Source organism: Clostridium kluyveri DSM 555 (assembly GCF_000016505.1).
Classification (GTDB): domain Bacteria; phylum Bacillota; class Clostridia; order Clostridiales; family Clostridiaceae; genus Clostridium_B; species Clostridium_B kluyveri.
Genome location: NC_009706.1, coordinates 2,850,138 through 2,861,916 on the forward strand (window position 1 = coordinate 2,850,138; position 11,779 = coordinate 2,861,916).

Here is an 11,779-nt window from a genome sequence, read left to right on the forward strand (position 1 = left end):
CTAAAGTTCTAGCTGTATAACTAGAACTTTAGATTTAAGAATAAATTATTTAATTAACCACTGTTGGAATTTAGTATCCACAGCATCATAGTTTTCTGCCCACCATTCTTCGTAGCCATGTATAAGTTTATTAGAGGTTTCGTCATCTCCTCTTCCTATTCTTTCTTTTATCTCTGTAGATAATAAATCCAATGCCTTAGAATTAGTTGGTGCGTAGTCGATATTCTTTGAAAATTCTGCTTGTTGTTCAGCTTCACACATAAAGGCAATAAACTTCATAGCCAATTCTTTATGAGGTGCTCCTTTTGGTACTACCCATGAATCTCCAAGAACTATAGCCTGGTTATATTCCACATCTACTGGTGAACCTTCCTTCTTTGCAGTACTCACACGTCCATTCCAAGCTGCTGCCAAAGTAACATCACCACTTGCAAGTGATTGAGGTGCTTGAGCTCCTGCAGTCCACCATATTTTTACATTGCTTTTTATTTTATCTAGACTTTTAAAAGCTCTATCTACATCTAAAGGATATAACTTATCCGCCTCAACTCCATCTGCAAGAAGTGCAGCTTCTAAAGTTCCTACGGGATATTTCCACATAGTACGGGCTCCAGGAAACTTTTGTGTATCCCAAAATTCAGCCCAGGTGGTAGGGTGATTGTTTTCTGAATAACTACTCGTGTTATAGGCTATGGCTACATCAAAAGTATCTGAACCTATTCCATATTCATTAACCAATCCTTTATCAATATTATCTGTTTTAATTACACTGTAATCTAATTTTTCAAGTAATCCCTGTTTGCCTCCTCTTGGTGCAAAATCAGAGTCTACATTTACCACATCCCATTCAACATTCTTTGATTGAACCATTGCTTTCAACTTACCATAGTCCGTTGGATTTACTACCGTTATTTTTACTCCGTATTTCTTTTCAAAAGCATCGTAATTTACTTGCCTTGCTTTGGAATAAGCTCCTCCCCAATCCACAACAACTAATTCTTTATCTTCACTGGTACTACTTTTTTCATTAGATGAACTACCACATCCTGTAAGACCGAAGATCAATATTGCACTTAATAAAAGTAATAATTTTTTCTTCATAATTTATGCCCCCTTATGCTTTATATAATTAATTTCCTATTAAAGAACTCTTTGTAATTTCCCAATTTAATATAATCTCTTTACCAGGAGTAAGTAAATTTTTATCAGAAGGTGCTGCTTTCATCATCATTTCCTCGTTATTTTCATTAACTGCTTTTACTTTTAACGAATCTCCCACAAAAATAACTTCCTTAACTATTGCTTTCATGCTATTCTCATACTGAGCTTTATCTAGTGTAATATTTATATTTTCAGGTCTTAAGGCTATGGAAACAGCTTTCCCTCTTAAATACTGATCCTCAGCATCCATTTCTGCCTTTAAAATTCGTTTATTAAATATTTCTATAAATGCAATTTTACCTTCTGTTTGAACTATTTTACCTTTAATAATATTTATCTCTCCTATAAATTCTGCTACAAATATACTTTTAGGTTTTTCATATATATTTTCAGGAGTATCTATTTGTTCTATTCTCCCTTTATTCATAATACATACTTTGTCAGACATTGTAAGAGCCTCTTCTTGATCATGGGTAACACTTATAGTGGTGATTCCAATTCTCTGCTGTATATGCTTAATTTCCAATTGCATTTTTTGTCTTAACTGCTTGTCTAAAGCCCCTAAAGGTTCATCTAATAATAACAATGGAGGATTGAATACTATGGCCCTTGCAAGTGCAACTCTCTGCTGTTGTCCTCCACTTAATTGTTTAGGATATCTATTTTCTACTCCTTCAAGATCCACTAACTTCAGCATATTTATAACTTTTTCTTTAATCTTATCTTTAGAAAATTTTCTGATTTTCAAAGGATACGCAATATTTTGAAAAATATTCATATGAGGAAACAATGCATAATTTTGAAAAAGCATACCTATATTTCTTTCATAGGGTCTCTTTTTTTCAATATTTTCTTTATTTAAAAGAATTTCACCTGAATTTATTTTTTCGAATCCGGCAATTAATTTTAATAATGAAGTTTTTCCAGAGCCACTTGGTCCCAATATAGTTAGAAACTCTCCTTTCTCCACTCCAAAACTAACTTCATCTACAGCTTTGAAACTTTTATAGTATTTTACTACATTATTCATTAATAAGTTAGCCCCAATGGTACTCATTTAACATTTCTCCTTTCTAAAACCTTCAACATTTATTTGTATTTTATTAAATGTGATAAAATCATAAATTTACCAAATATAAAAGATATAATTATTGCAATAAATCAAAAATACTTATTCATAATATAATAATATATATATGCATCTTATATATTTTTATTAATTATACTGTCTTAATATTAACATGTCAATCTTAATTCAATGTATTATTTAATAATATGCAAATACAAGCTATCGAATTTTAATACTGATATCTATAAATTGAATGTATTGTCTTTATATCATTCAATTTATAGCTTATATATTTATTTTATGATTCAAAGCTTATTGAAAAATTATCATTATATATCAATATATTTTGTTATATTATTAATAATAATATGTATAATTTATCATATTATTATTAATATTCATATATATAAAATAAACAAATATAAACTAATGAATTTGTCCCTTGAGTACATATGCTTACTATTTTTCTTGTTTTCTTTAATCAATATTTTAATTTTCATAAGCATTTATAAAAAATACTATAAAATATTTTTTATAGCATCTTATATAAAAAGGAAATATAAGTATTTTATAGAATATATTAATTGTGAGGTGTTATTAACATGAATAATAGGCTTAAAGAAATAAGAATGAGAGAATATATGATGAATCCAAAGGAATTTTCAAAATTAATAGAAGTTAACCTCAAAACATACTATGCTTGGGAAAACGGAACATCAATTCCTTCTATGAAGAAAGGATTAAAAATAGCTGAAAAATTGAATAAAAGACTAGATGACATATGGCACTTAAAATAGTGCCATATATTTTAGAGATATATTCTACAAATTAAAGAAAAGATTATATATAAACATAAAGATAACTATTTAGCTAGAGAGTACGCCATGATTTCTCTAGTTATTTTTTATTAATAATTTTAATAGAAGAACTGGCACCTATTCTGGAGGCTCCTGCATTTATCATTTTTATGGCATCTTCATAAGTCCTAATTCCACCTGATGCTTTTACTTTTAAATTAGGTGAAACTGCATCATACATTAGTGCTACATCCTCTGAAGTAGCTCCTGACATGTTAAAACCCGTAGATGTTTTTACAAAATGAGCCCCTGCCTTTTTAGCTAGCTTACAAGCTATAATTTTCTCTTCGTCATTAAGGAGACAGGTCTCAATAATAACTTTAACCAGGGCTCTTCCATTAATCTTATTAACTAGAGTTTTTATATCTTCTTCAACATAATCATGATTTCCTGATTTTAAATAACCTACATTTATAACCATATCAATTTCAGAGGCTCCCCTATTTACCGCCTGTACTGCTTCAAAAGTTTTTGTTTCAGATGTGGCAGCACCTAAAGGGAACCCCACAACTGTACACACTTTCACATCTGAGCCCTTTAATAACTGGTAGGCAGCATTAACATAACAAGGATTTATACACACCGAAGCAAATCCATATTCTAAAGCTTCTTTACATAATTTAACTATCTGTTCATAGTTAGCCTCAGGTTTTAAAAGGGTATGATCTATCATTTTTGCTAGTTCTTTTTTATCCATTATTTTATCTCCCTCTTGCCGATGAATAATAAAAAATTATGGTTCACTTCCCTATTACCCTTTTTAACATTCTAAAATGAGTAATAGGAAATGAATTTTATAGATACAATTTTATATTACCATAGTTACATTTACTATGGAATAACCAAGTAGTAAATATCAATTTACTCATCATACTATAATACATAAATTAAGCTTATTTTAGTTCCCCTATGTAATATGGATTTAATTTATTTGTATATAAGTCGGAAGCCCTTACTTGATTAGGGACCTCAAAATTAGTTAACTTATTCTTTTCTGCTGTCTTAATCCAAAAATCAATTTGCCCTGGATTAACCCACTTTTGATCAGTATATGTTACCAGCCATATTTTTAATATCCATCTTCAAATAATCTGCAGCAATTTTTAATGCTTCTTGATAATTTTTATTTATATACTGCTGTGCTTTAAGATCTGCCACTATGTAGGCTTTTACTACATCAGGATATCTTTCTATAAAATTTTCACTGAAAGCACGAACTGCAAGTCCACTAGCTGTCCCATCTCCAGCTTTTTCACCAATTTCATAGCTGGTAGCAAGAATTTTTACACCACCATCATTTTTAATTTTCATATTAAAAGGTGGATGCACAATAGCCATATCTATATTGCCCTGTTTAAGAGCCTGTTCTTGCTGCTCGTCCTTCATAACAACTATCCGAGTTTTTTTCACATATACTCCATTTTGACGTAAAAATTCTGCATTCCAAAGTTCTGCACAGCTGCCCTTACCACTCATTGCAATTTTTTTACCAACCAGGTCTTTTGGTGATTTAATTTCTCCATCATCTCTTACAAACCAGGTCATATGAGTTTTATCAAAATCAGGACTGTCAACCATACTTGTAAGTACAATTTTGAGATTAGCTCCTGCTTTCCTTGCTGAAGCAATTGTTGTAACATGACCTGAGTCAAATAGATCATTATCTTCTTTAATTACCGATTGAGGTAAACTAACATTAGGCGATAGAACTCCAGTGTACTCAGGAATTATTCCTACTTCTTTAAAAAATCCCTTTTTATCAGCTATAATAGCTTCATTAAAACTAGTTTGAGTTTGAATTTTAAGATGAAATGGTTTTGTAAGTTTACCATTGACAAATTTACCTGTATAAGTTTTGGTACTATCATAGATCTCAGATGAATTTGATTTTGTATTTCCACAGCCTGTAAACAGTGACAGAATAGCTATTATACTAAATGATACTAATAAATAAAATTTTTTTGACTTTTTCATCATAATACACTTCCTTTTTACTATTTCCATTTTGTAACTCTATTTTCAAAAGCTACTATGGTATAATTTACAATAATTCCTATTAACGACATTGTGATAATCGCAGCATACATTTTGGGTATTTGATACTTTACCTGAGTATCATATAATAAATAACCTAGTCCAGAACTCGCTCCCATCATTTCAGCGGCAATTAGCACTAATATTGCTGAAGTAGCACTAAGTCTTATACCTGTAATGATTGAGGGAAATGCAGAAGGTAATATGACCTTCCTGAATATTGTAAATTGTGAAGCTCCCATAGATCTTGCAGATTTAATTAAAATGGGATCTACATTTTTGACCCCTTCAATAGTACTTATAAGTATAGGCCATTGAACTCCCCAAAATATAATAGCTATTTTAGATGTTTCTCCAATGCCAAATACAAGTATAAACACAGGAAATAATGCTAGTGCTGAAGTTTGTCTAAAAATTTGCAGAAGAGGATCTATAAATCTCTCAAATTTTTTAAACCATCCGATAACAAGTCCTAGTGGAATAGCAACTAAAAGTGCCAGTGCAAAACCTGCCGCTGATCTTTTAAGACTTACGAATACATTTTCAAAAAGAGAACCACTAATTATTAATTGCCACAATGCTGCAAATACTTTGGAGAATGGCGGAAGAAAAACTGGATTAGCAATACCGATTATCTTTTGACATATCTATTTCTTTTCTACTTTTGGTAGCATTCAATTTTATCACTCTCCATTTAGATTATATCTATTGAAAATCTTGCAGTATAACAGAATAAATATCTTCTATCAACCTCATTGTCCCTTCATATCCTAGATAAGAACGCCTAAGAATCATCCTGTCACTCCTGCAATACCATAAGGCTGAATAGATTTCACATAGGGAACACCATATTGCTGCTCCAATCCATTTCCCAAATATCCTCCTAAAGTGCCGCATATACTAATAGTAGCTGCAGCCTCCGACATTCTGGATATCTGCTCTATAGTAGCAAAAGGTACTACAAATTGAGGAATAAGTCCAAATTTTGATAGTATTTCAGTTATATAATCTCTAGCACTTCCATTAAAATTTATCATATTTACAAGTTCTTGGCGTTTCTTTCTAGGTGGTTTCACTATACGTGTCAATATGGCATGAAAGGCTGCATCAAAACCTGATGCTCATATTTTCGATCTAAATCCTTCGCAGAAAACAGGTACCACAGGAATTTTTATTTCTTTTTCCATTTCATCTGTAATACTTTTAATATCGTCTCCAATAATTGCCGAAGCACAAGAAGTAGTAACAAATATGGCCTTAGGTTTAAACCGCTTATATGCTTCTTTTATACCTTCCCTTAACTTATCTCTGCCCCCAAATACAGTAGAATCCTCTGTCATATTAGTGTTTATCACATTTACATCTTTCTTTTCCCAACTTCTTATATTTTGTCCCCATTTGAAAGTAGTATTTTCCCCAATTACATCTGCCGAGCATCCAATATACGTGATAAGTACCCCTGGGCACGTCCAGAACTGCAGTTACTAGCCTGACTAAAGCACCTTTCTTCATTTTTAAGACATCCACATTGCACTTTTTTAACAAGATCTTTAACTGTTCCACTATAACCAGTAATAGAATAAGTCTGTTTTCCCTAGTTACTGATTCTATTACCTTAATATTAATAGACATAAAAACATCTCCTTTATAAAAATTAATTTTAAACTGTATTAAACTTTTAAATCTCCTGGTATTTTATCTTAGATAATAAAAAACCAGAAACCTTAAATAAAATATAAATTTTATTTAAAGCCTCTGGTTTCCCAGTCAACTAAAATTGAATAATGTGAATAAAAAATCCCCTTTCAAAAGAAAAGGAATATGTGCTAAAATATTTTTTAACATTAATTTCCCTCATCTTTCAGAAATATATCTGCAGAATTTAGCACTTTGCATGTAAATAAAACATACGGGTTGCTGAAACTTTATCGGGCCAGCCCCTTAGTTTCTCTTGATAAGAATATTGATTATATTATTTTTGTATTGTATATATAGTTTCTAATTACATGGTTTATTAATTTTATCTATTCTAGAATAATATTTAATTAACTTTTCTAAAGCTTCGTCTATGGACTGATTTATATCAAAAGCTTCAATTCCATTTCTATTTAAAAATACAGCAGCTTCCCTACCTATTTGACTAACTAAAACTATCCTACACCCTGAAAGATGTTTAACAATAGACAAAATTTTATCATAGTGACCCTCTTTTTCACAGCAAAAAATATCATCTACCTTTCTCAATTCCATAAATTCATAATTGCCGTCTTCCACTTTATATATATAAAATTGACTTGCTTTTCTAAAATGTTCATTTACAAATTTACCATCACTACTTGCAACTGCAACTTTATAATTCACATATGCCCTCCTATCAATCAATTAAATCTTGTAAGAACCACAGAATATATATCTTCTAAGAGTTTAAGTCCGCCTGAATATCCTACATAGGAACTATTTATTATAAGCCTCTCAAAAACAGGCCATGAAATAGCAATATAATGTGCCTTTGTCTCTTCCGCTATTTTCTTCTCCCAGGAACTTCCTATAATCAACGGATATCCGTAAAAATCCGTATTTTTAATTTCATTATCTATCCTATATCCATCTGTACAAAATTCTACTTCTGCTTCTATGCCATCATTCAATTCTTCAAAATATTCTTTTACATTATTTTGATATTTTACAGGAGTGTCATCAGTTATATATTGTTTTGAAGGGAAGAGTCCAAAATCATTTACTAAAAACTTGGTAATTGCAACACAGTACTGGGCATCTGAAATTACTACAAAACGCTTTGACATAACACGAGTCTCAAGAAATACATCTGCAAAACGCTCTATATAATAATATTCTTGTTCATGCCTTTCAATGATATCTTCTACTTTTTTTCTATCTATTTTTGCAAGCTCACCCACCGCACGTAAGAATTTACTTGTTTCAAAAGCCCCTATGAGCAATACTGGATAGTGAAAATAAGGTGTATCAAATTTATTTTCTAAAAGTTTCATATTATCAAGCCCTACCCATGGGGATACCAAAAGATTAAATTCTGCTTCTGGTATTTTATCTATATTATCAATCCCTCTTCCATATCCAAATATTGTATTGGGGGTTAATCCAAGTTCTGAAACAAGCTTTTCTAATTACCTTAAATTACCGAGCCAAAATGGATCGTGAAGAGGTATACTAGCCCATATATTTACAAATCCTTTAGTCTTTTTGTAAGAAGGTTTTAATATTGTTCAATAATAGCTTCAATCACCTATTCATGACCCAAATAATTATTACCTTTAAATCCAGGCGTCGATGCATATATCACAGGTTTTTTTGCATTTTTAAATGAACGTACTACTTCTTCTGCATCATCTCCAACTATCTCTGAGCTGCAGCTGGTTAAAACTACATAAAGATCTGCATCTATTACTTTAAGTGCATTTTCTATGGTTTCTTTGATTTTACCCTCTCCTCCAAAGATCACTTCTTTTTCACTTATATTAGTGCATGGAAATATATGCGATAAAAAATATCCTGAACTTCCAAAATCTCTTTCAAGCTTTTCAACACAACCAGGTCCAGAGTGTAAAATAGGAATAGCTCTGGTTATTCCATGTACAGTCCGCATAGCTGCCATAGCGCATTTATATCTTGGTTGTTCTAATATCTTTGTTATATTACCATACCTTTCTTTAAAAATGTTGAATTATTCTGCTCATACCACCAATCCGTATATGGCAATTTAACTCTAGACGCAAGATTTTTTTCAAAACTTCTATTATTGATTGTATCCAGCACACTATATGCAAAGTTCAATGTTCCCCTATATCCAAAAATCATATATTCATCATTTACACACAAGGCAGGTATTCCCTGTTTTATAGCCCATACAGTAGTTCCAGGGTGCCTTGAAAAATATATATCTGGATGATATTCATTTAATATATTCAATATTTCATAATTTTGTTGTTCAGTTACACTTAATCTTATATTATGAGATGAATTTTTCATTAAATAATTAACAGCAGGGGGAATTATACCGCTATCGTGCTTTCTATCATAATGCTATGCACCTGCCCATGCTATTTCAATACCAAGTTCCTGAAGCACACGGGATACCTCAAAAGTATAGCCAGGTCCCATTCCAAGTACTGCACTTAACCTGTAATAGCCCCCACCCGCTCTTCTCTCGTCTGAGAAAGCGAGGTTTTAAAATTAATTGACATACTTTTCATCTCCTTTTAGTATTTATTGAAATGATTATAATAAAAAAGAGATACTAAGTAAAATTTATAATACTTAATACCTCTGGTTTTCCAGTTAGCCTTATCTTAAATAACTTTTATTGTTACAGTAAATTAAAAAGGCCAGTTTTACTTTATAATAAAACTAGCCTCTGGTATCTCTAGTGAACTAACTAATATTTTGGGTATGATTTAAATTAACCTTATACTTTTTATATTAGATTTATAATTAACCTAATAGTATAAAAATATAAGTTTAAGTGTATTTATTGTCAAATACACCATTTTTTATTACTATACTACTTGGAAAATTTTTTGTCAATATAATAATTATATAAATTTAAATCTATGTAAAAAATTCTTAAGCTGAACTAGACTTTAAACTTTTGAATGCTTTCATCAAGCTTTTGTGCCAAATCAGATTGTTCTTCTGTAGCTTTACTAACTTGTATAATACCTTCAGTTGCATAATTTATGGAACTCTTAATTTCATTAGTACTTTCTAATGACTTTTGTGCAATTTCAGAAACACCGCTTATGGTATTAGTTATTTCATCTACTGTAACTTTTATTTCCTCTGTCATGGCGGCTAAATCTTTAGAAATATTATAGGTGATTTCAGAATCCTTAAAATATTGGGCTCCTGTATTTGAATAATTATCTAATTGCATATTTACATTTTTATCAATAAATTTCAATAATTCATTACTTGCCTTTGAAAGATTATTAAAAACTTCTTGAACCTTTATTACGGTATTTTGTATGGTAGAAACTATTTCCGAAGATTGTTCTGCTAAAATTTTTACTTCTTGTGCAACTACGCCAAATCCTTTGCCCTGTTCTCCTGCTCTTGCAGCCTCAATAGAGGCATTTAGAGCCAATAAATTAGTCTGTTCTGCAATACTTGAGATCATATCTGCCATTTCCTTTATTTCTACAACCACTTTTACATCATCAATAGCTTTTAATATACTTGCTTCTTGCTCCTTATAAATGTTTCTACACTCATCTATGGCATTTTTTACATTCTCTTCTATGGAAAGTGCCCTTACTTTAGCCTCATTTGCATTTTTATTCCCATTTTCAGCTCTATTTGATAATTCATTTACATTGGCATCTATTTCCTCTATGGATGCAGTCACTTCTTCTGTAGAGGAGGTGACTTCCTGAGAACAATTTACTATATTATTTATTGAACTATCTATAATTTTAAATTTTAACGTTATTTCTTCTACCGAATTAGAAAGTTTTTTACTAAAAGAAGTAATATCTCTAGAATTATCAATTATAGTCTTTATAAGTTCTTTAACATTTTTCTGTGCAGTATTAAGCAGCTCGGCGGTTTGGCCAAATTCATCTCCTCTTCTTATCTGTATAGGAGTACTAAAATCACAGGCAGAAAGACGTTTTGCAAAAGCTTGTATTCTTAAAAGGGGGCTAGTTATATATTTTACAATAACTATTCCACATATAATAACTATTCCAATTATAATAACCAAAATTATTGAAACCGTTATTATAATTGAATTCAAATCCCCTATGTAATCACTTTCCGGAAGAACAGCTATAGATATCCAACCTGTTTCATCAGAACGACTAAATCCGATTATATTCAAGAGTCTCCCATCATTATATTGTAACTCCCCACTTTTTTTATTCAAAATTATTTGCGCAGATGGAATTTCTTTTTTTATATTAGTCATTAATTTATTCTTATCCTTATGTGCAATAATTGTGCCATCAGACAAAGTTAATATGGAATATCCTGTTTTTCCAACTTTAGTAGATGCTATTTTATCACATAAAGTAGATATATCCATGTCTATGCCTACCACTGTTATCTTCCCATTACTAGATTGTACTTTTTTTGCAGCGGTTATAACAATTTTACCCGTAACAGCGTCTTTATAAGGTTCAGTTATAAATACCTTATCGGGAAAAGCCACAGCCTGTTTGTACCAATCTCTAGTTGTAGGATCATATCCTGAAGGTAATTCAGTTTTAGGGTATATTGTAAAGTTCTTCCCTTCGTCTCCCACATATGATTGCATTATATCCTTATTGCTGTCAGTTATACTTTCAAGTTCATCAATCATGCCATTTTCATCACCATCAATTATGGATTTATCAATAGCCAAAGCTTGTATTGAATTTTTCACTGAATTAATATGTAATTCTATAAATGAAGATTTTTCATTGGATATCTCCATGGTAAGCTGGCTTGTTTTATTATATGTAAGCTTTGATGCCATATGAAAACTTATAATGGATATTAATAAAAGCGGTATACAGACAATTAATATTAATATAGTAATAAGCTTATACTCTAATGATATTTTTTTTAACATATAATATATTTAACCTCCTTCTTTACATTAGATATTTTTGTTTATTTTTAGATGCCCCATTCCTAAATC

General features: G+C 30.8%; 9 protein-coding genes, 3 pseudogenes and 1 riboswitch. Of the genes and pseudogenes, 1 reads left to right on the top strand and 11 read right to left on the bottom strand.

All coding sequences use genetic code 11. From position 1 onward, the window contains the following. Positions 1-45 precede the first annotated feature (45 nt). Together CKL_RS13580 and CKL_RS13585 are read right to left on the bottom strand one after the other, a co-directional pair. Positions 46-1,101: an ABC transporter substrate-binding protein gene (locus CKL_RS13580; RefSeq protein WP_012103115.1), complete on the bottom strand. Its 1,056-nt coding sequence runs from the start codon at positions 1,099-1,101 to the stop codon at positions 46-48. Positions 1,102-1,129: 28 nt separating this feature from the next. After that, positions 1,130-2,218 carry an ABC transporter ATP-binding protein gene (locus CKL_RS13585; protein WP_012103116.1) on the bottom strand — a complete coding sequence of 363 codons (1,089 nt, stop codon included), beginning with the start codon at positions 2,216-2,218 and terminating at the stop codon, positions 1,130-1,132. 614 nt (positions 2,219-2,832) lie between these two features. On the opposite strand from CKL_RS13585, the gene CKL_RS13590 reads away from it, so the two are divergent. Next, positions 2,833-3,027, top strand: a complete 195-nt coding sequence (locus tag CKL_RS13590; RefSeq protein ID WP_012620771.1) for a helix-turn-helix transcriptional regulator — start codon at positions 2,833-2,835, stop codon at positions 3,025-3,027. A gap of 100 nt (positions 3,028-3,127) precedes the next feature. Here the strand turns inward: CKL_RS13590 and deoC are convergent, their stop codons facing one another. From deoC to CKL_RS13645, 9 genes and pseudogenes are all read right to left on the bottom strand, one after another. Next, positions 3,128-3,784, bottom strand: coding sequence for a deoxyribose-phosphate aldolase (gene deoC / locus CKL_RS13595; protein ID WP_012103118.1), 657 nt, complete (start codon positions 3,782-3,784; stop codon positions 3,128-3,130). A 347-nt stretch (positions 3,785-4,131) separates the two neighbouring features. Then, positions 4,132-5,064 (bottom strand): ABC transporter substrate-binding protein, encoded by a 933-nt coding sequence (locus CKL_RS13600; RefSeq protein WP_341271424.1) that lies wholly within the window; start codon positions 5,062-5,064, stop codon positions 4,132-4,134. A 17-nt stretch (positions 5,065-5,081) separates the two neighbouring features. Next, a complete protein-coding gene (locus tag CKL_RS13605) occupies positions 5,082-5,699 on the bottom strand; it encodes an ABC transporter permease (protein WP_012103120.1) in 618 nt (205 codons plus the stop codon). Between the two features lie 213 nt (positions 5,700-5,912). After that, a pseudogene (locus CKL_RS21880) lies at positions 5,913-6,461 on the bottom strand (nitrogenase component 1). Position 6,462: 1 nt separating this feature from the next. Further along, positions 6,463-6,753 (bottom strand): hypothetical protein, encoded by a 291-nt coding sequence (locus CKL_RS21885; RefSeq protein WP_012103123.1) that lies wholly within the window; start codon positions 6,751-6,753, stop codon positions 6,463-6,465. A gap of 219 nt (positions 6,754-6,972) precedes the next feature. Next, a riboswitch (SAM riboswitch) is annotated at positions 6,973-7,082 on the bottom strand. A gap of 37 nt (positions 7,083-7,119) precedes the next feature. Further along, entirely contained in the window at positions 7,120-7,482 is a 363-nt protein-coding gene (locus tag CKL_RS13625; RefSeq protein WP_012103124.1) for a NifB/NifX family molybdenum-iron cluster-binding protein, read from the bottom strand. 17 nt (positions 7,483-7,499) lie between these two features. Further along, positions 7,500-8,794, bottom strand: a pseudogene (locus tag CKL_RS20905) (nitrogenase component 1). Then, positions 8,791-9,279: pseudogene (locus CKL_RS13640) on the bottom strand (nitrogenase component 1); the annotation flags it as partial. The pseudogenes CKL_RS13640 and CKL_RS20905, both read right to left, overlap by 4 nt. Before the next feature lie 454 nt (positions 9,280-9,733). Then, the gene (locus CKL_RS13645) at positions 9,734-11,710 is read right to left on the bottom strand and encodes a methyl-accepting chemotaxis protein (RefSeq protein ID WP_012103128.1); all 1,977 of its coding nucleotides are present in this window, start codon (positions 11,708-11,710) and stop codon (positions 9,734-9,736) included. Positions 11,711-11,779: the final 69 nt, after the last annotated feature.

What these genes read in the sequence shown, in the direction of transcription:
- CKL_RS13580 (WP_012103115.1), bottom strand. Translation starts at nt 1,101, where the DNA reads ATGAAGAAAAAATTATTACTTTTATTAAGTGCAATATTGATCTTCGGT.
- CKL_RS13585 (WP_012103116.1), bottom strand. Translation starts at nt 2,218, where the DNA reads ATGAGTACCATTGGGGCTAACTTATTAATGAATAATGTAGTAAAATAC.
- CKL_RS13590 (WP_012620771.1), top strand. Translation starts at nt 2,833, where the DNA reads ATGAATAATAGGCTTAAAGAAATAAGAATGAGAGAATATATGATGAAT.
- deoC (WP_012103118.1), bottom strand. Translation starts at nt 3,784, where the DNA reads ATGGATAAAAAAGAACTAGCAAAAATGATAGATCATACCCTTTTAAAA.
- CKL_RS13600 (WP_341271424.1), bottom strand. Translation starts at nt 5,064, where the DNA reads ATGATGAAAAAGTCAAAAAAATTTTATTTATTAGTATCATTTAGTATA.
- CKL_RS21885 (WP_012103123.1), bottom strand. Translation starts at nt 6,753, where the DNA reads ATGTCTATTAATATTAAGGTAATAGAATCAGTAACTAGGGAAAACAGA.
- CKL_RS13645 (WP_012103128.1), bottom strand. Translation starts at nt 11,710, where the DNA reads ATGTTAAAAAAAATATCATTAGAGTATAAGCTTATTACTATATTAATA.